This is a genomic window from Gloeomargarita sp. SKYB120, from assembly GCA_025062155.1.
GTDB lineage: Bacteria > Cyanobacteriota > Cyanobacteriia > Gloeomargaritales > Gloeomargaritaceae > Gloeomargarita.
Genome location: JANXAM010000005.1, coordinates 34,375 through 58,959 on the forward strand (window position 1 = coordinate 34,375; position 24,585 = coordinate 58,959).

Genomic DNA, 24,585 nt, shown 5'->3' on the forward strand with positions numbered 1-24,585 from the left:
AGAAAACGCGGTTGGAGCTGTGGCGCTTTCTCTTACCTACGTCTTACCGCCGGTTCTGGGCGCGGTCATCGGCTATTTCACCAACGACATCGCTATTCGCATGCTGTTTCGACCCTACCGCGCCTGGTACATTGGTCGCTATCGGGTGCCCTTTACCCCGGGCTTGATCCCCAGCAACCAGAGTCGTTTGGCCGGTCGCATCGCCGATACCATTACTAGCTCCTTGCTCACCCCAGAAGAATTACAAAAGATTGCCCGCCGGTTATTGCAACTCGAGCGCACCCAGGCCGCCATTTATTGGCTATTGCAAACAGCGCTCAACCAGGTCAAACTGGACGCCTACAAAGCCCGCACCGCCAAAATTCTCGCTGGCATTTTGCACGATTTTCTCGGTCAATCCCTGCCCCGCTTGGTGCGCATCTTGGCCCGCCAGGAAGATTTTTTAGCCGAACAGGTGAACCAGATTTTTGATCGGTTTTTGCTGGAATTTCGCCTGTCGCCTGCCCAAGCTGAACAGCTAGCCGATTGGTTACTCGAAACGGTTTTAACGCCTGATTTCCTGCGCCAAACCCTGGTGGATTTTCTAACCGATGAAGCGATTGACGTGATTGACCAGGATTTGCGGGAACAAACCACAGGGACGTACTGGGTCGTGGCTAATTTATTCGGGGTGCGCAATGGGTTGCTGCGGCTGCGCCAATTTTGTATCGAAGAACCGGAGGTTGCCAACCAACGCTTGGCCAAGCTGATGAACTCGCTCCAGTTGCGCCACCGCTTGACCGAATTATTCCAGGAATTGTCGCTCCAAAACTTGCCGGTGGTCACGGTGCATCGCCTGCGTAAACAACTGCGGGAGCTGGTGCGCGAATACCTGCAAACCGACGGCCCCCTGCTCATTCAAAACCTGAGCAACTCGCTGAATTGGGATGAAATTGCCCATTTAATTCTCACCCGCCTGCGCAATTCACCGGTGATGAATACGTCCCTGAGTTTGATCAGCGAAGAACTCGCCCTAATTATCGAACGCTATCTCGAAAAAGACCTGGAGCAATTGATTGCCCGGGTAATTCCCATCTTGGATATTGACCAGGCCATTATTGACCGGGTTAATGCCACATCGCCTGCCGATCTAGAAGCAGGGATTCAGGGGATTGTGCGCAGTGAATTACAGGCGATTGTGAATCTAGGGGGCATCCTGGGTTTCCTGGTGGGACTAGGGCAATCCCTGTTGCTCTGGTGGCAAGCAAACCTGGTATAGTGACAGTGGCCCTTTACGTTTCTTTACCATGCCGGACGTCCGCCTGCTGGTGCTGGATTTAGACGGTACCATCGTGGGTGAAGACAACTGCATTACGCCAGCCGTTAAAGCTGCGATTCAACAAGTCCGCGAGCGGGGAATCAAAGTGGCGATTGCGACAGGTCGGATGTACCGGTCAGCATTACGGTTTCATCAGGAGCTGGGGTTGACGTTACCGCTGTTGAGTTATCAGGGCGCTTGGATTCAGGACCCCCACACCGGTTATCAGCATCGCCACTGGCCGATTGACCCCCAGCGAGCCTTGGAGTTGCTGGACTACTTTGAACAAGCCGATTTACGACCCCATTTGTCCATTCATTTCTATCTCAATGACCAGCTTTATGTGCAGGAGATGCGTCCCGATACAGATCAATACGCCAAGCGCACCTTAATCGAACCCATTTTGGTCGAAGATTTGCGCGAGGTGGTCGCAGCGGTCAAGGTAGCCCCAACGAAAGTTTTGGCGGTCAGTGAAAATCCGCAGGTGATTGAAGCGCTGCTCCACACCCTACAGAAACGGTATCGCCGGGATGAATTGTATTTAACGCGCTCAGCGCCCATTTATTTTGAAGCGGCCAATCCCCAGGTGAACAAGGGTGTGGCGGTGCAGTATCTGGCGGAGGAATTGTTAGGTCTGACGCGCGAGCAAGTGGTGGCAATTGGCGACAATTACAACGACCTGGAAATGTTGCAGTATGCGGGGGTGGGAATTGCCATGGGCAATGCGCCATTGGATGTACAGAGACAGGCGGATTGGGTGGCTCCCAGCGTGGAAGAAGACGGAGTGGTGGCCGCTATTGAAACCTGGGTTTTGCCGGGATGAATCGCACCTATTGCACCAGTGCCTTTCTGCAACGAACGGGCCAGAAAACGCAGGCGGTCTTTGGGTGGAGCCAGCGGGAACCAATGGATTTGCCATTACCCGCCCAATGGGCCATTCTGGAGTGTTTTTTGCAGCCGCAAACACCCGCGTCTGCCTACGAGATATATCGCGCGCGCCAAACCCAATCCCCCAAGATGAACCTGTCGCAATTCGGTGAGCCGTTGTTGCTCAAAATGATGCAGGGGGAGGTGGTCTATTTGGCCCAGGGGTTCGCCAGTTATTTGGAACCGGAGCAGCAGGCCAATTTAACCCAGGAAGTTCCCCTATTTGCCCCTTATCCAGCACTGGCGTTTGCAGAATTTGAACAGTTGTTTCAAGAGCTGGTGATGCAGGGGTTGATTGTACCGGCAGTGGGACAAGTGGCCTGGGGAGATATACGCCGTTGGACGCCGATTTGTGCGATTACGGGATTTTCCCGTGGGACGCCCATTGACCGTTATTATCAAAAGCAATTTCTACAGCAGGTGAAAGAGAGAGTGAGGGGTAACGTTTTAGAGATTGGCGGCGTCGCAAAAGATTGGGAATTTTACCCGTTTGACCGCCAACAGATGACGGTTTACTGCTGCATGAATTTGACGGCGGGCGCTGGGGTGGATGTGGTTGCCGATGCCCACGACCCGCAAGCCACGACTGCTAATTTCTGGGATGTGGTTTTAATCTTTAATGTTTTGGAGCATTGTTACGACCCAGCGCGGGTCATTGCCAATATCCATACCTGGTTAAAACCGGGCGGCTGGTGTCTCGCGCTGGTTCCTACGGCGCAACGATTGCATGACCGACCGGCGGATTACTGGCGGTTGTTGCCGGATGGTTTGCGCTATTTGTTCCGGCATTACTCTCGCTGCGAGCTATACACCTACGGCAACACGTTAACAGTTGTGGCGACCTTTTTGGGTGTTGCCGCTGAGGAATTAACCGTTGCCGAACTGGACCAACATCACCCGGATTACCCCGTCATTGCCTGTGTGGCGGCGCAGAAATGAAACAGTTAGTTATCGGGTTACTCTTACTGTTTTTACTGCTGGGATGTCAACGGACAGAGACACCAGGGCCATTGGTTTTGACGTTATGGCATGGCATTAACCCACCAGCTAACCGGGTGGTTTTTGAGCAGTTGGTCACCGACTTTAATGCCCGTCATACGGACATAAAAATCCAGCCCATCTACATTGGCCAAGCTGACCAGCAATTTCCCAAAATTCTGACGGCCATTGTTGGCAATAGCCCGCCCGATTTGCTCTGGTTTGACAGTTTATTGACGGGACGTTTGGTAGATTTACAGGGTGTGATTCCCCTGACCGATTGGTTGCAAGATGGGGGGTATTTGGACAACCTTGACCCAGCGCTGATCCCAGGCATGGAATTTGAAGGCGAATTGTGGTCAGTTCCGTTTACTACGAGCAATTTGGGGATTTTTTATCGCCCGGATTTGTTCGCTGAAGCTGGAATTAAAACCTTGCCCCGCACCTGGGAGGAATTGGCGCAGGTCGCACAGAAATTGACGCAAGACCGGGATGGGGATGGCCGGCTGGACCAGTATGGGTTGCTGTTGCCCTTGGGGAAAGGGGAATGGACGGTCTTTTCCTGGTTGCCCTTTTGGTTTAGCGCTGGGGGAGAGGTGGCGAACCAAAGAATGCCGCTGCTGACCACGGCGAGTCTCAAGGCGTTGCGTTTCTGGCAAGAGTTGCTGCAAAGGGGTGTCGCAGTGCTATCGGCACCGGAGCGGGGGTACGAGCAGGAGTGGTTTATCCAGGGACGGGTGGCGATGCAGATTACCGGGCCGTGGACGCTGGGGTATCTCACGCAGACGGGCGTGCCATTTGCCGTGATGCCGATTCCCCAAGCAGAACGTCCAGCCACCATTGTTGGCGGGGCAAATGTGTTTGTTATGCGCACCGATCCCCTTCGCCAACGGGCGGCGCTGCAGTTTTTGGACTATATTTTGAGTGATGAATTTCAGGTGGCCTGGGCGGTGCAGACGGGGGCGTTACCAGTGACCCAATCGGCGCGACGGGACCCCACGTATCAGGCCTTTTTAACAAACCATCCCCTGCTGCAAGTGTTCCTAGACCAGATGCCGTTTGCCTATTCCCGTCCCAACGGTCCGAATTACAACCGCGTGTCGAACTGCCTAGGGCGGGCGATTGAAGCGACATTGTTGGGGCAGGCGCCGGAGGTGGCCTTGGAGCGCTACGTCCGTTTCTGTCCAGGGGGGTCCTGAGGTGACGGAGCATCCTGTTGCCCTAGGGACCTTTGCCAGCCTGGTGGCTGGTTTAGGAAGTGGCCTAGGGGCCTTACCCGTGTTGCTCCCTATCGCGCTCACCGTCGGTCTCCAGGCCCTGCTTTTGGGATTTGGGGGCGGGGTGATGCTGGCGGCAACGGCGTTTTCGCTGGTGATTCCCGGAACTGAAGCGGCCTTGCAGTTAGGCTATCCCCAGGCTTGGGCGGCGGTGAGCATGGCCATCGGGATTTTGGTGGGGGGTGTGTTATTGGAACTGGCCCATAACTTTTTTCCCCATGAGCACTTTTTCAAGGGGCTAGAAGGAGGCCGGGCTGGTCATCTGAAACGCATCTGGCTGTTTGTCCTAGCGATTACCCTGCACAACTTTCCCGAGGGGCTGGCGGTGGGGGTCGGGTTCGGCGATGTGGAGGTGGGAAATCCCCTGGCGTTAACCGTGGGGATTGCCCTGCAAAATATCCCGGAGGGTTTGATAGTGGCGACATCGCTGCGGGGATTGGGATACGGGCGCTGGTTTGCGGTGGGAATTGCCCTGTTGACGGGATTGGTAGAACCGGTTGGCGGTTTGGTGGGCGCAGCGCTCGTCAGCCTCAGCCGGCAAATTCTCCCCTGGGGTATGGCGCTGGCCGCAGGCGCAATGTTGTTTGTAATCAGCGACGAAATTATCCCAGAGTCGCACCGGCGCGGCTTAGAACGACAGGGGACTGCAGGCGTCATGCTGGGGTTTGTGGTGATGCTGGTGCTGGATGTGGCCTTGGCGTGACCCCCCGTACTACATAATTTTCGAGCCGGTTACTGTCAAGGTTTTTGTAAAAAATTGCAGGATTGGTTGCAATAAAATGAAACGGATTTTCGCGCCGGTATCGGTCATAATGCTGATGGCAACCTGTAGTCCATCGTGATGTAGGAGCTGAACATGAGTCTGAGCCATTTCCAAGAGGATTTCATGGGGATTGACCGGTTCTTCCAGGAAGCGGTGTACCACGATGAAACGGACTTGAACGCCGCCTCGACCGTGGAAGTGGAGATGTACGAGCACGAGTGTATGTACCCCACGTTTGCGGAAATTGCCCGCCAGGCCGGTCACCCGGAAATTGGGGCCATGTTTGATGCAATTGCCCGCGAGGAGGGAGAACACGCGGAACTGGTGCGCCGGCTGTACAAGGACCTGGAGGTGAAGGACAGCCCGCAAACACTGGAGGCTAAGCGGCTGGTGGCGCAAATCCAAGCCCAGATGGAAGTGGTGGCCAAGGACCCGCGGGGGCTGCGGCGAGCGCTGGAAACAGCTCTGGAGGTGGAAACCATCGAGAGCGAAAAGACCTATCCGGCGTTTGTGGAACTGGCCCGCAGGCAAGGCAAAGAAGAAGTGGCGCGGGTGTTTGAAGAAATCGTCCGCTCGGAAACCCGGCACGCAGCTTGGGTGCGGCGGGCGCTAGAGTCCTTGCCGGCCCACGTCTAGATTCCTGGGGGTTTTTGGTCAGGTCAAGCGGGTCAAGGTCACTCGGTAGCGGTCCTTCTTGGTGAGGGCAATCGCTCCGACAATCAGCCGCCCTTTCCCTCGGATAGCGACCACATCGCCAGTTTTGAGCAGGTGACTGGGTTGGGTGACGGTTTGCCAGTTGACCCGCACCTCCCCCTGTTTGATCCACGCCACCATCTTGGTACGGGATAACCCAAAACCGGCGGACGCTAGGGCATCCAGGCGCAGGGATGCCTCGACGGTGGTTAATTCTTTGGTGCGGGGTTCGGGCACCCGCAGTTCCGACCAGTCCAGGCGGCTGACGGTCACAGGGACAGAGCGCACCTGGGTGAGATGGGCGCAGAGAAAATCGGCCAATTCCGGTACGACGATGACCTGAGCGCCTCGTTCCCCTAGCACCAACAGGTCGCCTACCTTGTCTCGCACAATGCCGGTGGCAAGGATGGCGCCAAGAAAATCGCGGTGGCTGGCGGGGTCAAAGAGAAAGTTGCCCTGAATGCCCAGCAGCGCTAGGGGCACATCTGCGGTTGACAGAGACATCGCTGCCGGCGCTAGGGCGACACGCACGCGCTCGGCTTGGGGATACCCACCCCAGGCGACCCACTGCACTGTACTCAAGCGGCGGCAGTAATCTTCTACCACCTGGACATCGGGGGGGCTGAGCATATCGCTGACCACCACTTGCCAGGTGCGTTCAGCGCGGTCAATCCAGTCCTCCAAACGGGCTAGCAGGTCGGGAGCAGCCATCTCACGACGACGGCGGGGCGGCGTAGGTTACCACGCCATTGGGCATGATGGTTCCCTTGAAAATCGTGTCCCGGAGATAGGTTCCCTGCATCTGGGCGTGGTTGAGACTGGCCTCGGATAGGTCGGCCCGCTCCAGATTCGTGCGCAGCAGGTTGCTCCAGGTCAAATCAGCGGCGGTCAAGTTGGCCTGGGAGAGGTTTGCATCGGCGAGGTAGGCGCCGCTTAGGTTGGCCCGCGATAGGTCGGCCTGCACCAGCTTCGCCTCCGTCAGGTTGGTTTGGGACAGGTCGGCTCGGCTCAAGTCAGCCCGGCTCAAGTCGGCTCCGGCAAAGTTAGCTCCTGTGGCCATGACCCGGCTCAAGGTCGCCTCGGTAAATTGAGCCAGGCGGGCATCGGCTTGGCGGAGATTGGTAATGCTGCGGGGTTCGCTGGCCAGGATCGCCCGGTTGAGATTGGCCCGCACCAGGCGGGTTCCTGTTAAATTAGCCCCCCGCAAGTTGGCCTGGGACAAATCCGCATCCGTCAGGTCACAGCCCTGTAAGTTCGCCTGGGACAAATCGGCGCCCCGGAAACACGTCTCCCGTAAATTCAGCTCACTCAAGTCCACACCACTCAGGTTAGCCTGGCTAAAGTTGCGTTCCCCCTGCTGCAGGCGGTGGCGTATCTCCGCTGTGGCAACGGTCTGGGTTGGCGACTGGAAACGTTGCGGTGGAATCGTCTGGGGACGCAGGGTATCTATCTGTTCTCGGACCCGTTGGCCGATTTGGGATTGCTGTTGCAGGGTTTCCCGCAGCCGAGCGAGACGTTCCTGCACCGATTGGCCCCGCATGGCTGGAGTTACGGTCAAAGTTTCGGCCCAGCGGGGGATCTCTTCGCCGCGAACCCGGCCAAACACGAGCAACGAACGGATGTCCATCTCCCGCAGGCGCGGCAAATTTTCCCGCAGGCACGTCATGGTTTGGGTCACCGGCGGCACCGTTGCACCCTCCACCAGGAGGCGCAACTGTCCATTGTCTAAAACCCCCTGGCCCGTACAGTCCAGCGGGGCGAGGCTGGTCCGTAACCAGTCCGTTAACTCCGGAGTCGTCATACCGGTAGCTCTAGCATAGGTTTGTGCGCATGGGGATCCATCCTTCAACGTAACCCAACCACCCAGGCCGTCCCAATGAGCGAAATCACTCGGCCAAATGCTAGCACGATTCTCAGCCCACTGCGGCATCCATCACCCGGCCATCGGGCAAGGTCGCGCCGGTCAGGTCCACATCTGTGAGAATCGCCCGTTGCCAATCCACCTCGAGCAGGTAGGCCTCCCGCAAGTTGGCCCCCTGGAGTATCGCCCCGTTCAAACTAGCCCCCTTCAAATTGGCGCCCTGAAGATTGGCCGCCCGCAGGACCGCCCGCGAGAGGTCCACCTCCCGGAGGCTGGCTCCCGCCAGGTTGGCTTCCCGCAGAACCGCCCGGCAGAGGTCTCCTTGCCAAAAATTGGCCCCCCGCGCGTCCAACTGGTAGAGGTACGCCCCGCTCAGGTCCACGTTGGTTAAATCGGCATGGAGGAGCAACGCCCCACTCAAATCGGCCCGGCTTAGGTTCGCGCCGCTGAGATCCGCCCGCGTCAAGTCCGCCCCCGCTAATACCGCCCCTACCAGCTTTGCCAGGGCCAGATTGGCCTCCACCAAGCGGCAATCACTCAAATCCGCCTCGCGCAACACCGCCTGTTTGAGTTTCGCCTGGGTCAAATTCGCGCCAGCTAGATAAGCTCCGGTCAAGCGCGCCCCGCTCAGATCGGCACCGGCGAGATTGGCCTCGCTCAAGTTCACCCCGTTGAGGGCGGCTCGGTACAAATCCGCCCCCTGCAAATCCAGGCCGCTAAACTCGCGCTCTCCAGCTTGGTAGCGTTCCAGCAGTTCCTCGGCATTCATGGCTCAACGACCCCGACCGGTAGCCCCAGCATACCACGCCAGCAGGCTCTGAAACAGTCCGAGCCCATCGGTGGCCCCCAAGTCGGCGTCGCTGGCTCGCTCCGGGTGGGGCATCATTCCCAGCACGTTCCCCCGACGGTTACAAATGCCGGCGATGTCGGCCACTGAACCGTTGGGATTGGGAGGTAGATAACGAAATACCACCTGCTGATGCCGTTCTAAATCCTGTAGAACCGCCGGTTCCGCGTAGTAACACCCCTCGCCGTGAGCAATCGGCAATGTCAACACCTGGTGGCGCTGGTAGCGGCACGTCCAGGGCAAATCCACCCGCTCCACCCGCACAGGCACCCGGTCGCAGATAAACTGCAAATCCCGATTGCGCATCAGGGCCCCTGGCAACAGACCCACCTCCGTCAGGATTTGGAATCCATTGCACACGCCCAACACCCAGCCGCCCGCTTCCGCATGGCGGAGAACCGCTGGCATCACCGGCGAGAACCGAGCCAGGGCGCCGCAACGCAAGTAGTCCCCGTAGCTGAACCCGCCAGGCAGGACCACGACCTCCACATCTCCCAACTCCGTCTCCTCATGCCAGATAAAGCGCGTGGGCTGACCGAGCAGATGCTGCGTGACCCAGGCCATATCGCGGTCGCAGTTTGACCCCGGAAACACGACAATGCCCCACTTCACACCTTTGCCTCCACAGTGAACCGGTAGGTCTCCATCACCGGGTTGGCCAACACCTCGCGGCACATCCGTTCAACCTGGGTTTTGGCCTGTTCCAGGTCAGGGGCGGTCAAGGTTAATTCGATGAATTTGCCGATGCGCACCTGCTGCACACCCTCGTAGTGTTGTTGTAACGCTTTGGTGACGGCGGTACCGGCAGGGTCGAGCACCGAGGGTTTCAGGGTAATTTGGATTTCGGCCCGGTAGGTGGTCATGGGTCGCCGAAGACCTCCGCTTCCCGACCGACCCACCATTCCCCCAACTGCATTAAATCCTGGTGAATGTCCTGCAGGCGTTGCAGGTACACCTCCGGCGGCAAATGGGGCCGCTCCTCTTGCAGTTTGAGTAACCGCAACTGGATCAATAGCCAAGGTTGGGCCACGCGGCCTGTAGCTTCCATGTACCGCGCTAGAGTTTCGGGCGTCATCACATCCCCTACAACATCCCTTTCATTCTACCGGCCTGGGGCTAACCCCGGATTATCCCATCTTCTACCATAGAAATCGTTGTCCCGTCCTGCGTGAGCTATGGTGGCAGTCGCCCCTTCAGTCCCCAACGTTCGACCCGAGATTCGTGCGCTCCAACCTTGGCTCGTGGAATGGCGGCGGGCCATCCACCGGCGACCGGAACTGGGATTTCAAGAAGTGCAAACGGCGGCGCGGGTCACGCAACTTCTGCGCCAGTGGGGGTACCAACCCCAGACGGGGATTGCTCAGACGGGCGTGATGGCGGTTTTGGAGGGCGGGCGACCGGGACCGGTGCTGGCATTGCGGGCGGATATGGACGCCCTGCCGATCCAGGAACTAAACGAGGTACCCTACTGCTCGGAAATTGATGGGGTGATGCACGCCTGTGGGCACGATGGGCACACCGCTATCCTGCTGGGGGTGGCTTACTACTTAGCGCAACACCGCCATCACTGGCGCGGCACGGTGAAGCTTCTCTTTCAACCGGCGGAGGAAGGCCCTGGCGGTGCCAAACCCATGATTGAAGCCGGCGTCCTGGAAAACCCGCCGGTCGAAGCGATTTTTGGGCTGCACCTGTGGAATGACTTGCCGGCGGGAACGGTGGGCGTGCGGTCAGGGCCGTTGATGGCGGCGTCGGACTTTTTCTCCTGCCGGATTCAAGGGCGCGGTGGGCACGGGGCGAAACCTGAACAGACCATTGACGCCCTGGTGATCGGCGCTCAGGTGGTCGTGGCGCTGCAAACAGTCGTGGCGCGGCAGGTCAATCCCCTGGAACCGGTGGTGGTGACGGTGGGGGAATTCCATGCAGGTTCGGCGCGCAACGTGATTGCCGACCAAGCGTACCTAGGAGGAACGGTGCGCTATTTTCAGCCGGATTTAGCGCCCGTGTTGCCCCAAAAGCTAGAGGCAATCGTGCGGGGGATTTGCACGGCCTACGGCGCGCAGTACACCTGGCAATACGACTATCTCTATCCCCCTTTGGTCAACGACCCGGCGATGGCGGACTTGGTGCGGGCGGTGGCGGAGCAAGTGGTGGAACCGGCCCTGGGCGTGGTTCCCAATTGTCAGACGCTAGGAGGTGAAGACATGGCGTTTTTCCTGCAGCAGGTGCCGGGGTGTTATTTCTTCTTGGGGTCGGCCAATCCCGCCAAGGGTTTAGATTTTCCCCATCACCATCCCCGCTTTGATTTCGACGAAAGTGTGCTCAGTTTAGGGGTAGAATTGCTGGTGCGCTGTCTAGAGCAGTACCTCCAGCGATGAAACTGTCCACGAGTACGGTTGTGGTTCTGGTCCTGGCCATTGCGTTGGGGGGAAGCGTTGCCTACTGGGAGTTCGTGGGCAAACCCCAGCGCCAGGAACAGCTGAACCGGCAGGCTCGGCTGTTTAACTTTACAGAAAAACAGGTGACAGCGATTACCATCCAGAAGCGGAACGAAACCTTGCAATTTGAGCGGGTGAAGCTGGGGGAATGGCAGATGGTGAAACCGCAAAAAAAACCGGCCAATGAAGCGCCCATTGCCTTTCTCCTGGGGCAAATGACCACGGCGCAACGGGTGCAGGACCAAGACATCACCATTGCCGCACATGAAAAGGCGAAATTTGGGCTGGATAAACCGCTAGCAACGGTCCAAGTAACGTTGGAAAACGGCAATCAACACCGCTTGGTGCTGGGGAATCCTGATTTTACAGGCGTCGCCTTATACGCCCAGATTGACCCACCGGTGGAAGCGCCCACGCTGCAGGTGGCCTTGGTGCCCATTGACCTACGCAATGCGGTGGACCGCTCTCTGTCTGAATGGCTAGCGGTGCCAAAAAAAGAAGAGTCCAAGAAGGCTCAACCAAGTCCCAAACCGTGACGCTGTGGTTGATCGGTGGCACTTGCGAGAGCGCAGAATTGGCGGCGCAGTTGGGGGCGGATATGCTCTGCGTGATTACGGTGACCACTGAGCGGGCCAAACGCCTGTACGGCAACTTAACTGTGTTGGTGACCCATTTAACGCCAGAAAACATTCATGGATTTGTGCGGGATTACCAAATCACCCGTATTTTAGATATGTCTCATCCCCATGCGGCTCAAATTTCTCAGCTAGCGATTGCCTGTGCTGCGCAATACCATTTGCCCTATTTGCGCTATGAACGTCCGCCGGTGCCCGACAGCTCCTCCCATTGCTTTTACTGGCGGGATTTAGATGAGTTATTCAGCCGTTATTCCTTTGGTCGCGAGCGCATTTTGGTTACGTTAGGGTATCGGCAATTGCCCCGCTTAAAACCCTACTGGGGCGAGCACAGTTGGTTTGTGCGGATTTTGCCGGACCCTGTAGCATTAACAACTGCTTTGGAGGTAGGATTTTTACCGCAGCACATCATTGCGCTGTGGCCACCGGTGAGTTATGAGCTAGAGCGTGCTCTCTGGCAACAATGGGGGATTACCCAGGTGATTGCCAAAGCATCAGGCGCCCCAGGCGGGGAAGCGGTCAAACACCAGGTGGCTCAGGAGTTGGGAGTGGTTTTGCATCTGTTGCAGCGTCCGGCAGTGTCGTATCCCCAGCAGACGGATGATCTGGCGGTGGCGCTGGCGTTTGCTCGTGGGGAGACGACGCCTGGGTGACTAAAGCCTGCACAACGGCCTGTAATTCCTGGGCCAGAGGACTAGGGTGACGGCGCTGGAACAGGTCGGCTAAGCGCTGGTAGTACCACAGAGTCCCCTGCTTGCCCGTACTGAAGCGTTGCCACACAGCTTCCCCCACCTGTTGATAGTCGCGCCAGATGGTTTGGGCGTTGTGGAGCTTGTCGGCGTTGGATACCAGCAGGACGTCCCCATCAACCTGTTCCAAGTGGTGTAAATAGGCCTGCTTGCGGGTCCACCAATCCCGTGTGTCCGCGTCTTGTCGGTCTGTGCATCCTTCAACAATGCGCAAAACCCGCTCACCGAACTGGGCGGCAATGTCTGCGGCAATTTGAGCGCGAGTGTAGGTGCTGTAGCGGGGGCCATCTTCCAAACTGTCGTGCAGCAGAGCCGCAATGGCCTGGTCTTCATCGCCGCCATTTTCCAGCACCAGGGCGCTGACGGCCAGGAGATGGCTGAGATAGGGAATGGTGGTGCCTTTGCGGACCTGCTTTTGGTGCAGTTGATGGGCATAGGTCAGAGCGCGGGCAAAGCGTTCGCTCAACATGGTCATCACCCCGCCACCGCCGCCGTTTGTTTGGCCGGTAAAGGCACCACTGAACCCCCGGGCGGACATAGCTTGCGCAGGTCCCGGAAGGGAAAGTGGCTCTTTAACTGATGGTGGGTATCGGGACCAAACGCAGCCACCTCTACCTGCACCCCCTGCTGCTGGAGCCAGTGCAACGCTGGTAAAAAGTCGCCATCGCCACTGAGCAGAATCACCTGAGTAAATAGACTTGTCAACATGTCCACAATCATCTGCCCGTCCATATTCGCTTTCGCACCTCCATCGGCAAAGCGGACAACTGGTTTGGTATGCACCTGTACCCCCAACTGCTGGAGTTCCTGGTGCAGTTGCCGTTGCTGGGGATGGTGGGGGTAGTGACCGCTGTAGAAATGCACCGTAGCGGGGACATCCGAGGGCACCAGCCGGCGCAGGAGTTTCGCATAGTCTAGCGCAACCCCCAACCGGCGGGCGCTTTCGTGGAGATTGGCCCCGTCAATAAAGACGCCCACCCCCTGGCGCACCACCAGCCCTTGGCTCAATTGATGCACCTGTTGCTGGAGTTGGTCCAGTTGGGCAACGAGAGCATCCACCCGGGGAGCAGTTTGGAGTTCGAGTCGCTTCAGGCGGTCGTGGGCATCGTGAACCTCTTGTAAAATCGCTGCCCGTTGCTGCCGGGTTTGGAGAACCACTTGGTCCAACTGGTTCTGCATGTCCTGTAACTGGCTCAACAGATGGTCTATCCGTTGCTGCTGCTGGCCTAGTGGCCCGACCAGGTCGCTCACTTGAGCGCACTGGGTTTGCAACTGTTGTAGTTGGGCCAGCGCATAATCGAGCTGCTTTGTCTGCTGATGCACGGTTCGGCTGACCTGGGCCATCTGCCGCCGTTGCCAATGAACTGCTAGCGGGATGAACCCGAAGGCCACCTGCCGCGTGCATAAGGTCAACAGCAAAGCGCCGCCCCACCACCATCCGATTGGTATTGTGCTGTTCATCGGTCGCTAGTCTTCCAACTCAACCATCCCTTTTATAAAAGGGACTAGAAAACTACTTTTCCAACGGCAGCGCTAAGCTCTTCAAGCGGTCGAGCAGGCCAGCCGGCACCGTCACGGGTTGGTCGTCTAGCAAGCCAAGTTCCAGTTCTAGATAGAGTGCTGATTGCCGCAGGTGTTCCCCTTGACCTAGGTACGTATGGACAATACCCAGCAATTGTAAGTTACCCCGGTCGGCGCAGAATTCATGCCAAGCAGGAATGGCTTCCGGGTCGCGGCTGACGACTAGGTAGTGGGTGCAGGCTTCTAGCAAGGGTTGTTTGGCTGGGTCCACTTTGCCCCCCACATCCACCAGCACCAGTTGTTTTTGGCGGCGCAATTGCAGAATGGCTTGGGCCTGCCAGGGGAAAAACTCGCTGGTCGGTTGACCTCGATACCGGTCTTTCAACATTTTTCCCTGGTCGGCATCGTGAATTTCCAACAACCAGTTACCTTCGCCATCCCAGTGTGCCCGTTGTAAGTACACCTCTGGACAGGCAGGTAGCAGGGCTTGAAACAGGGCATGGGCCAGACGACTTTTACCGCTGTGGGGTGGACCGACAATCATCACTGCCGGCGCTAGGCGGTTTTGTAGGGTTGGCAGAACTATGCGCAACACTTGCCCCACGCGTACCTCTGGGTGATGGGTGTTGACGACAACGGCCCCCAAACGCGGGTCGTAGCAGGCCACCCAGCGCGTGTGATGACAGGCATGAACCAACCAGCCGTACAGCCAAATCGGCGCGCGACCACTAATCACCACGCCCTTGGTTGGGTCCAGTTGGTTCGGAAGATGCAGGGTCGCCAAATCTTCCGGAAACATCAACCGGTCTGGACGCACTAGCTCAATTTCTAGGACTTGGCAATCCAAACCGCTCTGGGTGGTCGCGGCTCGCCAGTGTAAGACAACAGTTGGAGATGTCATTGCTTCATCATGCATGGATTGGGTACGCTATCAATCCTAAATTCTTTTGGAAACTTACCCTTCGAGTCAGCCACAGACTGCACATAATGTAAAGTGTTTTGGGAGATGAACATGCCATACACGTTGATGGTATCCCCTTGCGGCACAAGCACCTTAACCAACCAGGCCGGTGAACACGTTCGTTCGTTGTTGACACGCACAGCCAATGCTCGTGAACAGGACTTAAGCTTCCCAGGTAAGCAAACGATAGACCAGTACCTCTCTCAGCGGGAACAGGACATTTTATCCGCAGACGTGAATCAGGTTCGGCGTTGGAGTGCGGAACTCAACGGCATTCTGGCCTATTACGATGGGCAACTCCCTCCTCAGACAGACATTCATCTGTTGCTGGCTACTGCTACCTACCAGGGACAAAAGACTGCGGACCTGATTGCTCGCTGGTTGCAAGCCCACGGTTGCCATGCAGAAGTCCACCCCATTTCCCGTGACTTAAATGTAGGAAGTGCGGAAGCATTTCGGGTGGCCATGGCCGAGTTGGTGCAGTGGGTGGAAGACACCATTCCTGGTTATCGCCAGCATCAATACCAGGTTGTCTTTAACCTCACCGGCGGCTTTAAAAGTGTGAACGGTTTTTTGCAGACAATTGGGATGTTCTACGCCGATGAGTGTGTGTATATCTTCCAAGACTCACGAGAGTTGATTCGCATTCCACGTTTGCCAGTCAAGCTAGATGCTGAGAGCATTATCGGAGAACATTTGCTGCTTTTCCGGCGTTTAGGGGTAGGTGCAACCCTGCCGCTAGAGGACTGTCGGTCAATTCCCGAAACGCTGTTATTCATCCATGGAAATCAGGCAGTGCTTTCCGAGTGGGGAAAACTAGTTTGGAATCGTTGTAAAGCATCCTTCTACTCTCAGGGCTTACTCGAACCGTTGAGCGCCAAGATTCGCTATTCTGAAGCCTTTCAAAAAGCGGTTCATGAACTGCCACCTGAGCGCCAAGCAATCATCAATGAGCGCTTGGACCAATTGAGTCGCTATTTAGATGACCCTAAAGCTCGTTACAATCCCTCATCGTTGGATTTCAAACCGCTGCGGGGGAACCCGTGTCCCCCTTCGACCCATGAATGCGACGCTTGGAGTGATTTAGATGCTAAACGCATTTTTGGTCATTTTGAAGAAGGAGTCTTTGTGATTGATCGGCTAGATAAGGGGTTGCACTGATGGAATTCCACCTCCCTTTGACCGTTGCTGTTCTAAATGAATTGTCAGGTTATCACCTGAGTGAGCGCTTGGGACTGGCTGTACGGCTATGGGTTGTGTTGCACAAGCTGTATGGGGAAGAAGACGACCTTTTTCGTGACTTACCAAATCCCTTTAGCTATACAGCGATTCGTGACCGGTTGCTTTCGCCGCTGCATCCTAAAAATGACCCACCAGCAGGCGAGTCTGTAACCTGTCCTGACCAGGAATGTATTTGTCATTTGCCCCTGAGTCATTGGATTGATGAAACGATTGGTAGCGAGTTGCAAAGAGCACTGGGATTTTCGGATGATATTTGGCAGGAGAAATTGCAAGAAAAACCATTCGGTCATTCCCATCGCACGTTACGTAAAATACTTCCCGCTCTTGTGAGTCTGGGTTATTTGAAAACGAGAGGTTATGCTAAATTTTATCGCCTACCTCTCGACAGTCTTCCAGTATTACCGAGCCAAAACCACGGGAAGTCACTATCTGTTATTCAAAGCCTGGATATTCTCAATGACATTAGTTTTATGGACCCACGGTTATCCGTCGTCCTAGCGGAATTGCAACAGGATTATCCAGCAAACAAGCGCTTCTTTTTGCATCTGGATTTCATTCTCCCGCCTAATAAGCAGGAACAGGTGGATGACCTGCAACAGCAGTTGAACGAGTTGTGGGCATCACCTGAGATAACACCTGTGCGTTTTGATTACCACACGAGAGAGAAGGGAGTGCAACGTCTCGTAGCTTACCCTGTGTGTTTGTTCTATGCGCGACGGGCTAAATACCTCAGTGCGTATGGTCAAACGCCTAGTGGTTCGATTGGCTGGCACAACTTTCGTATGGACCGGGTTACGTCTGAAAAATTTGAGATATTGACCTGGAAACACACTGCAATCCCTGGCGAGTTGGTACGCCTGAAAAAACAAAACCAGTTGCCGACTCCCGAGGATGTAGAACTGGCCTGGCAAGAAGCATGGGGCACCGATTTTTATCTTCCTAAGGCCCTAATGATTCTGCGGTTTGAACCCGCCTTTGCCCAGCGGTATATCGAAGGGACGGAACGCCATCCCACCTTCCGCCGCGTGGATTATTACAAAATTCCCACTCTACTGCGCCACAGCCCTGAACGACAGCAGGTGCAACGAATTTTGGCGCAGCGCTCCCCTGACGATGCCTACTACCAAGCCTGGGTGCGAGTAGGAGATACGAACTTGACCATGCGCTTGCGGGATTGGCGGCCCAATGGCGAAGTAATTGCCCCCTTGCAATTGCGGGAACAAATGCGCCAAGAAGCGGAAAAAGAACTGAGTTTTTATCGTTAATCTGATAGGGGCTACGCCATGACAATTCTCATCACAACTATAGGCACAACTGAGTACGATACAACAACGTATTACTTTCCCGATGAAGCCAAATACTGCACCTGTTATGTAGCTGAGGCGATTGCCCTGATGCGTCATGTGAATCGAGTAATCTTTTTACTAACAGAGCAAGCCCGCCAGAAGCATTGGTAGCATTTACAACAGCGTTTTAAGGACTGTCAAATTGCAATTACTGTTGAAGCTCGCGCTATTCCTGACGGTCAGACGGAAGCAGAAATCTGGCAAATTTTCGATGTTCTTGTGGATGCAGTTCCAGCGAATGCCAATGTAATTTTTGACATTACTCATGCATTTCGCTCGATACCAGTCCTGGTGTTGCTGGGGGCGGCCTTTTTACGCCGGGCAAAAAATGTCAATATCCGAGGTTTGTACTACGGTCTATACCGGCCTGGTCAGGCAAAAACTCCCATTATTGACCTAACGCCGGCGCTGCGCTTGCTGGATTGGTTGACGGCGACGGATAAGTTTATTAGCACTGGCTCGGCGGTGGAACTAGGGCAATTGCTCAACACCATTCAACAGGACTTCTACCGCTCGCAACGGCCACAAAAAGAAGACCCCCGCCCCACAACCCTTAAGCGCTTTGGCACCGCTATCCAACAGGTGTCGCGTTCCCTGGAACTGGTGCGCCCCATGAGTTTACTCAAAGAGGATTTGCCGAAATTGGTCCATGTTTCGACAGACCAGCTTGCCCAAGAAGTGGGTCAATTTGCCCAGCCGTTTGGATTATTGCTGGATGCAGTACAACAGAGTTATTTACCGCTGGCGCTGGCTGGTGAAAATGCAACTCCTGATGACCAGGTCCGAAAACAATTTCGCCTGTTGCAGTGGTATGTAGATAAGGGTTTGACCTTGCAGGCGCTGTTGCTGGCTAGGGAATGGACAATCTTGGCGCTGTGCCTGCTAGCTGGGTATGCGGATTACCTTGACCGCGATAGCCGGGAGGCGATTGAGGAACAACTGAAGGCAATGATTGGGTATGGGGAACGTCCGGGTTTGGACCAGCCGATTGCTGCTTATGTGCCCGATGCAAAAAAGCTGGCGGATTTTTGGTCCTGTTTGACGGAGTACCGCAATGACCTGGCCCATGTGCAGATGCGCAAGAATTTCCTAAACAGTGGTACCCTGGAGAACTTTGCCCTGAACGACCTGCTGCCGACTTTACAGGCGCTTTTCCCTAGCTTTTGCCAATGACAAGATTTTGGAAGGGACAAGTTCTAAGGGTGGTTATGCTGAAGGTGTCTTTCGCTGTCGGGGTATGGAGGTAACCGATGTTTGCCGTTGCTCCTGTCACTGCTGGGTTGCAAACGCCAGAAGGCGCGCCGATTCCATTGCGGGGCGTGGATTTTGACGTGACGATTCGGGATATAGGCGCTCAGGTGACGGTTTCTCAGCATTTCCAGAATGTGGAATCCCAGCCTATCGAAGCGGTGTACTCGTTTCCCTTGCCGGAAGGGGCGGCCATCTGCGGGTTTGAGGTGCGCTTGGGGGAGCGGGTGATCACGGGGCGGGTAGAAGAAAAAGAAACAGCCTTTGTCCAGTACGACGAAGCTCTGAAGGAAGGTCAGGGCGCCTATCTCATTGACCAGGACCGGCCCAACATCTTCACCATCTCGGTGGGGAATCTGTTGCCCCAGCAGTCGGTGGTGATTCGGATTCGCTATGTGCAAGAGCTGGAAACACACGCCACAGGTGGCCGGCTGGTGATTCCCACGACCATTTCCCCCCGCTATGTGCCGCTGGAACAATTGCAAACGGCGCCAGCCAGTGAACTGATGCACATCAATCCCCCAACGGTTCTAGGTCCTTTACCTTACGGGATGCGGCTGCGCGTGGAGGTGGTCACCAGCAGTCCCTTGGTGAGTGTAGAATCCCCTTCGCACCCCATCCGCTGTACGCTGGCCGATGGTCGCGCTCAGGTGGAACTGGTGGGGGACCAGGTGCAACTGGACCAGGACTTTGTGCTGAACTATACGGTGCAAAAGCCACACGCGCCCCAGGTGCGCATCGCCCGCGATATCGGGTCTGATGGGTTTGTGGCGATGGTGAGTTTTTGGCCGGAATTTCAGGTCTCATCTCGGTCACCCCAAGAGTACATCTTTGTGCTGGATCGGTCGGCTTCAATGACCGGCGAGAGCATCCAGCAGGCGAAAACGGCGTTGCTTCTTTGCCTGAAATCCATGCAGCCGGGGGACCAGTTCAATATCTATGGCTTCGGTTCAACCTATGAAAAGCTCTTTCCCCGCAGCCAGCCCTATACACCAGAAAACCTGACGACAGCGACGAGCCATGTGCAACGGTTGGATGCCGATTTAGGCGGTACAAAAATCTATTCCGTTTTGCAAGATGCCTTGGCCCACGCTGGCAGTTTGCCCAGTAGCCAGGTGATTGTGCTGACCGATGGGCAGATAGGCAATGAAGCGCAGGTCATCGAATTGGCGCAGCGCTATCGAGGTCGGGTGCGTGTGTTTCCCTTTGGGATTGGGCGGGGACCCAATGAGTATTTCATTCGAGCGCTGGCGCGGGTGACAGACGGGGCAGCAGAGTTCATCTTTCCAGGGGAGCGTATCGAACCCAAGGTCATGCAGCAATTTGCCCGCATGGGAATGCCCTACGCTGAACAACAGGTGCGCCTGGATTGGGGTGGCTTGCCGGTCAATCTCGTGACGCCCCGCGTGTTGCCTCCTTTGTTTAGCGGTCAGCGCTGGACTGTTTATGGACGCCTGGATGCCCTGAAACCGGCGCAAATACGGCTGGAGGCGGTTATCGCTGGACAAACCTACACCTGGGAATTGCCGGTGGACCCTAACCAGCTAGACGACACGCCGATTGTTACGCTGCTGTTTGCCCGCAGCGCGATTCGTGATTGGGAAGAGCATCCCCAAGAATGGACGGGTTCCCAACAACGGGAGCGGAAGGCCGAGTCGCGTGCTCGTCAGGAAGCGCTGGTGGAACTGGGGTGTCGTTACCAGTTGCTGTCGTCCCAAACCAGCTTTGTGGCCATCGAGCAGCGACCCGACGGGGATAAAACGGTGGAAATCAAACTGCGGCGGGTGCCGGTTGCCCTGACACGAGGTTGGGGTGGCACTCCTACAGTTAGCTCCGCTGAACTTTCAACTTCTTGCTATGGTATTGACTTCCGTTTTTGCGATGATGATGATATTGACTTCCGTCATCGTACTTATCCCGCTGCCAGAACGACACTCGTCTCAGGTGACTCGGATAACACTGCGTTCACAAAGCTCATTGCCGCTCAGGATTTTGAGGGATTTTGGCCGCTGAGTTCTGAGCTGATGCGGTTATTGGGCTGGGACAAAGCGAAGAAGGCAAAACGTGCGATTGCGGCGCTCAAAAACGCTGGTATTGCTAAGGAAATAGCCGAAAAAATAGTGGCGACGTTGTTGGCCCTAGACGCACTCCAGCAGCGTTTTGGGCACAGGCAGGTCGAATGGCAGCTTCTGGCCCAGAAAGCAGAATGCTGGTTGCAGCAACTCGCTTTGACACCCCCTGGCGCTGGGAGTCAACCGGCAGACCTAGTGACCCGTTGGCGGCAGTGGTATGAGCGGCTGTGAACCAATCCATCCACCGACGGTGAGGGTTAGTACTACGACGACCCCAGCAAGGGCGTTTACCGCGAGCCGTTTGTGCTTGGAACGGACGAACTGATTGAAAAGGTCTGTCGCTTGCTGGGAGTCCCTACCCTCAAGGCGATTGAGTTCTGGGAGGGAAACAGCCAGGAGCGTGAAGATACCCACACCTTCAAAGGAAAATGGCGGTGCCTGGTACTATTGTGACCGAATGCAGCAACATTTTTGGCCCTGTGCGCACCTGTTTGACTACTTTGATACTGCCCCTGCAGTATTGATGGTGGGAGTGTTTGTCTAAGGCAGTCATTGCTACATCTCAAAAAACCCGTTGGCCTTAGGCTGGCGGGATTTTTTTTATGAGCTAAAAAGAGCTAATGGTGTATAATCAACATACTTAGAAAGCGTTTTGGTCGCCCTGAGTGTGAATCACGAAGCATTGTTTTACCAAGCACTCGAACAGCTTTTTATTGGTGTTCCCGTTGAAGGACAATCGGGTTATATTAATCTCATGAGCATCAAATCTCGCTATTACCGCGAAATTTTTGCTCCAGGGCTACGTCAGTATGTTGATGAACAACTGGTAAACTTCCCCACTTTTCGGGAAGAACTCTACGACAAGCTGTATGCTTTTTTCAAGCGTTATTTTTCAGCCAATGGTTCGCTTGGTTTTTTCTTCACCCCCTGCCATGAGAGCCTATACGAGCGAGTCTACACCGACGACCAGGACGTTATGCTGTTCTGGAAAACGTCGCGCCTTTACTACATCAAAACTGAGCGATTGTTTCGCAGTATGACCTTAGAAATAAACGGTTATCATCTCCACTTTGATGTCTCACGAATGGAACATAAAAAAGCCAATGAGAAGCGACAGCTAACCTACTCCCTGGACAGTCTAGATGGCGCGATCCGCTTCCAGGTCTCCTATGCCGAAGGCAGTAAAAAAACTGACAAAAAGAGTATGATAAAAATGTTGCGCTCACGTGGCATCAACCTGAATGAAGACGACTTAGAAAAAGCCTTTAATCTGTTTGAAAGGCAAGCGGAGATAGACTATTTTCTGTGCAAGGATGCCAGATCTTTCTTGCGCGAGCAGTTTGACTTGTGGTTATTTCAGTATCTTCTCAGGGAACCAGACAACCAGTTCAGCCAAACCCGACTCACCCAACTGCAAGTGCTCAAAAAGGTTGCATATCGGGTTATTGATTTTATTGCCGCATTTGAAGATGAACTGGTCAAGATCTGGAATAAACCAAAATTTGCTTTACATTCTCATTATGTCATTACCCTTGACCAGCTCTGGGCAAAGAGTCCTGCGATGGTTGACCGGTTACTCACCCACCCTAGCATGGAAACACAGGTGCAGGAGTGGCAAGCCCTCGGATTAGTTGACGCTGATTTTACCCCCACCAAAATCTGGGATACAAGTAGCCTGTTTCGAGACTTGCATCGTGATTTTCAATTCTTGCCGGTAGACACACGCTATTTTGCCGATATAGAGTTAGAGATTTTAGACCTGTTTGATCAGTTGGATAGCACCCTTGACGGCTGGTTAGTTAAGAGTGAGAATTACCAGGCCTTGAATACGTTACTTCCCAAGTGGCGTGGGAAGGTCAAGTGTATCTACATTGATCCCCCCTTTAACAAGGACCAGGAGGCAGACTACCAGTACATGGTTCATTACAAAGACGCTACTTGGTTGACAATGTTAGAAAATCGTCTATCAATTGCCCGTCATTTTTTGCGTCCGGATGGTCATTTGTTTGTGCGCTGCGATTACTGTGGCAATGCCTATGTCCGACTGCTGCTCAATCATCTCTTAGGGCCAGAGAATTTTCGCAATGAAATTGTGGTCAAACGCGGCGCAAGTAAAGCTGGATTGATGGGCCAATTCCGGGGTATTCGTTCAATGGCTGTAGGGTATGACAATCTCTACTGGTACACGCGGCATCCTGATACACGCATTGCAGGCTTCTTTAAGCCGGCATCACCAAAGCAGCGTGCATCTGGTTCTTGGGTAGATTTTCACAAGGGTGAGCATTATGACCGCCCTACGATGCGCTATGAAATACTAGGCGTCTCCATTGAAGTCGGACAGTGGAAATGGAGTCGGGAGCGTGCAATGCGAGCTGTGGAAAACTACCAGCGGTACCTAGAAGAAAGCCGCTTCACAGGTGAGACCCTGGAGCAGTACTGGTACCGGCATGGGTGCAACTTGGAGTTTATCCGTCGGGAAGGGGACCGGATTAAGTATTGGGTTCACCCCCGCGAAGAAGTGCTTTTGGATAATGTGTGGCTCGATATTGCCGGCTACAGCGCTAATTGGGGATTTTTGACCGAAAATGCGGAAGCACTGCTGACGCGCGTGTTGTCTCACGTGACAGAAGTTGGCGATGTGGTGATGGACTTCTTCCTAGGTTCGGGGACCACAGTTGCGGTAGCGCACAAACTTAAACGCAGATGGATTGGTATTGAAATGGGAGAGCACTTCTACACCGTTGTTTTGCCGCGCATGAAAAAAGTTATTTTTGAAAGTAAGGGCGGTTTTTTCAAGTATTTTGAACTTGAACAGTATGAGCAAACCTTAGCGCGATGTAAGTATGACCCTAATCCAAGTATTTTCGGTGATGAACCACCCCTGATGAACCATCTCAAGCTGCTGGACACTGTAGAGTTAAAGGAGAATGAGGTCAATCTAAAGCTAGAACAACTCTATGAGGGGATTGACCGAGCAGAGACTATTTCGTTGCTGTCGGGTGTTTCCATTAAAAATCTTTCCCCACGGGGAGGAACGCTCGAAGATGGCACGAAAGTAGAAACAATTAGTCCAAGGCAATGGTTGAAACTGTTGTGGTGGTAGAGGTCAAAGCCAATGTCCCCTGAAGAAGTTATCGAATTTTGCCTGGAGCCGGACGTCTACAGTCAGATCTGCCGCTCTGCGGTACATTATGCCCTGCTCTCTTTGCCCTTTACAACCAACCGGATGCAGATCAATGACTTGCAACAACGAGTTGTCAACATCGCCAAGGGTAAGATTGCTGAGGGGATGGTCAGGGAGTTTTGCCGACGATATGCACCATCGGCTGATTTCGAGACGACAGCGACTCCTTACTACCAGGTGGATAAACGCGATTTTTTATTCAGATGTCTAGAGTGGGACATCAAGACCAATTTTTACTCAATCGAGAACCCATCGTCTGAACAGGTAATGGATTTTCCGGCATTGGTACCTAACAGATCAGACTAGGACCAGTGGAGCAAACGCACAACTACCTATTTCTCAAGTACCGCCCGGAATGGTGTGGCTTTTCTATTTGCATTTCTTCCACAAAACTCTTTGACAAAAGACCTAGTACATCTACCGGATAAAGCCGTTTCGATCATTAAAAAGTATGAACGTATTTACTGTGGCAAACCACAGTCTACGCCACCTTCAAAAATCTATGAACAGGAAATGGAAGACCTATGGCGTCAAACTGTGATTGAAGAC

Annotated in this window: 22 protein-coding genes and 2 pseudogenes; 15 read left to right on the top strand and 9 right to left on the bottom strand. The window is 54.8% G+C overall.

The annotated features are described in order from the left end of the window. The first annotated feature begins 19 nt into the window (after positions 1–19). The 6 genes from NZ705_03415 to NZ705_03440 all read left to right on the top strand — a co-directional run bounded on the left by NZ705_03415 (position 20) and on the right by NZ705_03440 (position 5,878). Positions 20–1,258 (top strand): DUF445 family protein, encoded by a 1,239-nt coding sequence (locus tag NZ705_03415; GenBank protein MCS7292008.1) that lies wholly within the window; start codon positions 20–22, stop codon positions 1,256–1,258. A 28-nt stretch (positions 1,259–1,286) separates the two neighbouring features. Beyond that, positions 1,287–2,120 carry a Cof-type HAD-IIB family hydrolase gene (locus NZ705_03420; GenBank protein MCS7292009.1) on the top strand — a complete coding sequence of 278 codons (834 nt, stop codon included), beginning with the start codon at positions 1,287–1,289 and terminating at the stop codon, positions 2,118–2,120. Continuing rightward, complete coding sequence (locus NZ705_03425; protein MCS7292010.1) at positions 2,117–3,163, top strand: class I SAM-dependent methyltransferase; 1,047 nt, start codon at positions 2,117–2,119, stop codon at positions 3,161–3,163. Before NZ705_03420 ends, NZ705_03425 begins: the two co-directional genes overlap by 4 nt. Further along, a complete protein-coding gene (locus NZ705_03430) occupies positions 3,160–4,401 on the top strand; it encodes an ABC transporter substrate-binding protein (protein MCS7292011.1) in 1,242 nt (413 codons plus the stop codon). The genes NZ705_03425 and NZ705_03430 overlap by 4 nt, the downstream gene beginning before the upstream one ends. Before the next feature lies 1 nt (position 4,402). After that, complete coding sequence (locus NZ705_03435) at positions 4,403–5,182, top strand: ZIP family metal transporter (protein ID MCS7292012.1); 780 nt, start codon at positions 4,403–4,405, stop codon at positions 5,180–5,182. A 153-nt stretch (positions 5,183–5,335) separates the two neighbouring features. After that, positions 5,336–5,878, top strand: coding sequence for a rubrerythrin family protein (locus tag NZ705_03440; protein MCS7292013.1), 543 nt, complete (start codon positions 5,336–5,338; stop codon positions 5,876–5,878). A gap of 18 nt (positions 5,879–5,896) precedes the next feature. Here the strand turns inward: NZ705_03440 and NZ705_03445 are convergent, their stop codons facing one another. The 6 genes from NZ705_03445 to NZ705_03470 all read right to left on the bottom strand — a co-directional run bounded on the left by NZ705_03445 (position 5,897) and on the right by NZ705_03470 (position 9,718). Further along, positions 5,897–6,646, bottom strand: a complete 750-nt coding sequence (locus tag NZ705_03445) for a photosystem II S4 domain protein (protein ID MCS7292014.1) — start codon at positions 6,644–6,646, stop codon at positions 5,897–5,899. Between the two features lies 1 nt (position 6,647). Further along, positions 6,648–7,736 (bottom strand): pentapeptide repeat-containing protein, encoded by a 1,089-nt coding sequence (locus NZ705_03450; GenBank protein ID MCS7292015.1) that lies wholly within the window; start codon positions 7,734–7,736, stop codon positions 6,648–6,650. A 112-nt stretch (positions 7,737–7,848) separates the two neighbouring features. Continuing rightward, positions 7,849–8,565 (bottom strand): pentapeptide repeat-containing protein, encoded by a 717-nt coding sequence (locus tag NZ705_03455; protein MCS7292016.1) that lies wholly within the window; start codon positions 8,563–8,565, stop codon positions 7,849–7,851. Positions 8,566–8,568: 3 nt separating this feature from the next. Further along, the gene (gene purQ, locus NZ705_03460; GenBank protein ID MCS7292017.1) at positions 8,569–9,255 is read right to left on the bottom strand and encodes a phosphoribosylformylglycinamidine synthase subunit PurQ; all 687 of its coding nucleotides are present in this window, start codon (positions 9,253–9,255) and stop codon (positions 8,569–8,571) included. Beyond that, on the bottom strand, positions 9,252–9,506 hold the full coding sequence (gene purS, locus NZ705_03465; GenBank protein ID MCS7292018.1) for a phosphoribosylformylglycinamidine synthase subunit PurS: 255 nt from the start codon (positions 9,504–9,506) through the stop codon (positions 9,252–9,254). Before purS ends, purQ begins: the two co-directional genes overlap by 4 nt. Beyond that, complete coding sequence (locus tag NZ705_03470) at positions 9,503–9,718, bottom strand: hypothetical protein (protein ID MCS7292019.1); 216 nt, start codon at positions 9,716–9,718, stop codon at positions 9,503–9,505. Before NZ705_03470 ends, purS begins: the two co-directional genes overlap by 4 nt. Before the next feature lie 100 nt (positions 9,719–9,818). On the opposite strand from NZ705_03470, the gene NZ705_03475 reads away from it, so the two are divergent. The 3 genes from NZ705_03475 to cobK are packed head-to-tail and all read left to right on the top strand — an operon-like array spanning position 9,819 to position 12,366. Continuing rightward, positions 9,819–11,018 (top strand): M20 family metallopeptidase, encoded by a 1,200-nt coding sequence (locus NZ705_03475; protein ID MCS7292020.1) that lies wholly within the window; start codon positions 9,819–9,821, stop codon positions 11,016–11,018. Next, complete coding sequence (locus NZ705_03480) at positions 11,015–11,614, top strand: DUF4340 domain-containing protein (protein ID MCS7292021.1); 600 nt, start codon at positions 11,015–11,017, stop codon at positions 11,612–11,614. Before NZ705_03475 ends, NZ705_03480 begins: the two co-directional genes overlap by 4 nt. Next, positions 11,611–12,366, top strand: a complete 756-nt coding sequence (cobK, locus tag NZ705_03485) for a precorrin-6A reductase (GenBank protein ID MCS7292022.1) — start codon at positions 11,611–11,613, stop codon at positions 12,364–12,366. Before NZ705_03480 ends, cobK begins: the two co-directional genes overlap by 4 nt. A gap of 106 nt (positions 12,367–12,472) precedes the next feature. On the opposite strand, the pseudogene NZ705_03490 reads toward cobK, so the two are convergent. The 3 genes and pseudogenes from NZ705_03490 to crn3 all read right to left on the bottom strand — a co-directional run bounded on the left by NZ705_03490 (position 12,473) and on the right by crn3 (position 14,884). Beyond that, positions 12,473–12,931 (bottom strand): annotated as a pseudogene (locus NZ705_03490) (HD domain-containing protein). 5 nt (positions 12,932–12,936) lie between these two features. Then, entirely contained in the window at positions 12,937–13,923 is a 987-nt protein-coding gene (locus NZ705_03495) for an NYN domain-containing protein (protein ID MCS7292023.1), read from the bottom strand. Between the two features lie 52 nt (positions 13,924–13,975). Further along, positions 13,976–14,884 carry a CRISPR-associated ring nuclease Crn3/Csx3 gene (crn3, locus tag NZ705_03500; protein MCS7292024.1) on the bottom strand — a complete coding sequence of 303 codons (909 nt, stop codon included), beginning with the start codon at positions 14,882–14,884 and terminating at the stop codon, positions 13,976–13,978. A gap of 93 nt (positions 14,885–14,977) precedes the next feature. Here crn3 and NZ705_03505 point away from each other — a divergent pair, with 93 nt between their 5' ends. The 6 genes and pseudogenes from NZ705_03505 (at position 14,978) to NZ705_03530 (ending at position 24,342) form a co-directional block, all read left to right on the top strand. After that, entirely contained in the window at positions 14,978–16,105 is a 1,128-nt protein-coding gene (locus NZ705_03505; protein MCS7292025.1) for a hypothetical protein, read from the top strand. Beyond that, on the top strand, positions 16,105–17,451 hold the full coding sequence (locus NZ705_03510) for a TIGR03985 family CRISPR-associated protein (protein ID MCS7292026.1): 1,347 nt from the start codon (positions 16,105–16,107) through the stop codon (positions 17,449–17,451). The genes NZ705_03505 and NZ705_03510 overlap by 1 nt, the downstream gene beginning before the upstream one ends. An 18-nt stretch (positions 17,452–17,469) precedes the next feature. After that, positions 17,470–18,705: pseudogene (csx2, locus tag NZ705_03515) on the top strand (TIGR02221 family CRISPR-associated protein). Positions 18,706–18,782: 77 nt separating this feature from the next. Continuing rightward, entirely contained in the window at positions 18,783–21,083 is a 2,301-nt protein-coding gene (locus NZ705_03520) for a VIT and VWA domain-containing protein (protein ID MCS7292027.1), read from the top strand. Between the two features lie 436 nt (positions 21,084–21,519). Beyond that, complete coding sequence (locus tag NZ705_03525) at positions 21,520–23,955, top strand: site-specific DNA-methyltransferase (GenBank protein MCS7292028.1); 2,436 nt, start codon at positions 21,520–21,522, stop codon at positions 23,953–23,955. A 12-nt stretch (positions 23,956–23,967) separates the two neighbouring features. Beyond that, positions 23,968–24,342: a hypothetical protein gene (locus NZ705_03530; protein ID MCS7292029.1), complete on the top strand. Its 375-nt coding sequence runs from the start codon at positions 23,968–23,970 to the stop codon at positions 24,340–24,342. Positions 24,343–24,585: the final 243 nt, after the last annotated feature.

What these genes read in the sequence shown, in the direction of transcription:
- NZ705_03445 (MCS7292014.1), bottom strand. Translation starts at nt 6,646, where the DNA reads ATGGCTGCTCCCGACCTGCTAGCCCGTTTGGAGGACTGGATTGACCGC.
- NZ705_03520 (MCS7292027.1), top strand. Translation starts at nt 18,783, where the DNA reads ATGTTTGCCGTTGCTCCTGTCACTGCTGGGTTGCAAACGCCAGAAGGC.
- NZ705_03510 (MCS7292026.1), top strand. Translation starts at nt 16,105, where the DNA reads ATGGAATTCCACCTCCCTTTGACCGTTGCTGTTCTAAATGAATTGTCA.
- NZ705_03495 (MCS7292023.1), bottom strand. Translation starts at nt 13,923, where the DNA reads ATGAACAGCACAATACCAATCGGATGGTGGTGGGGCGGCGCTTTGCTG.
- NZ705_03455 (MCS7292016.1), bottom strand. Translation starts at nt 8,565, where the DNA reads ATGAATGCCGAGGAACTGCTGGAACGCTACCAAGCTGGAGAGCGCGAG.
- purS (MCS7292018.1), bottom strand. Translation starts at nt 9,506, where the DNA reads ATGACCACCTACCGGGCCGAAATCCAAATTACCCTGAAACCCTCGGTG.
- NZ705_03530 (MCS7292029.1), top strand. Translation starts at nt 23,968, where the DNA reads ATGTCCCCTGAAGAAGTTATCGAATTTTGCCTGGAGCCGGACGTCTAC.
- NZ705_03480 (MCS7292021.1), top strand. Translation starts at nt 11,015, where the DNA reads ATGAAACTGTCCACGAGTACGGTTGTGGTTCTGGTCCTGGCCATTGCG.
- NZ705_03420 (MCS7292009.1), top strand. Translation starts at nt 1,287, where the DNA reads ATGCCGGACGTCCGCCTGCTGGTGCTGGATTTAGACGGTACCATCGTG.
- NZ705_03470 (MCS7292019.1), bottom strand. Translation starts at nt 9,718, where the DNA reads ATGACGCCCGAAACTCTAGCGCGGTACATGGAAGCTACAGGCCGCGTG.
- NZ705_03450 (MCS7292015.1), bottom strand. Translation starts at nt 7,736, where the DNA reads ATGACGACTCCGGAGTTAACGGACTGGTTACGGACCAGCCTCGCCCCG.
- NZ705_03425 (MCS7292010.1), top strand. Translation starts at nt 2,117, where the DNA reads ATGAATCGCACCTATTGCACCAGTGCCTTTCTGCAACGAACGGGCCAG.
- NZ705_03430 (MCS7292011.1), top strand. Translation starts at nt 3,160, where the DNA reads ATGAAACAGTTAGTTATCGGGTTACTCTTACTGTTTTTACTGCTGGGA.
- NZ705_03440 (MCS7292013.1), top strand. Translation starts at nt 5,336, where the DNA reads ATGAGTCTGAGCCATTTCCAAGAGGATTTCATGGGGATTGACCGGTTC.
- crn3 (MCS7292024.1), bottom strand. Translation starts at nt 14,884, where the DNA reads ATGACATCTCCAACTGTTGTCTTACACTGGCGAGCCGCGACCACCCAG.
- NZ705_03475 (MCS7292020.1), top strand. Translation starts at nt 9,819, where the DNA reads ATGGTGGCAGTCGCCCCTTCAGTCCCCAACGTTCGACCCGAGATTCGT.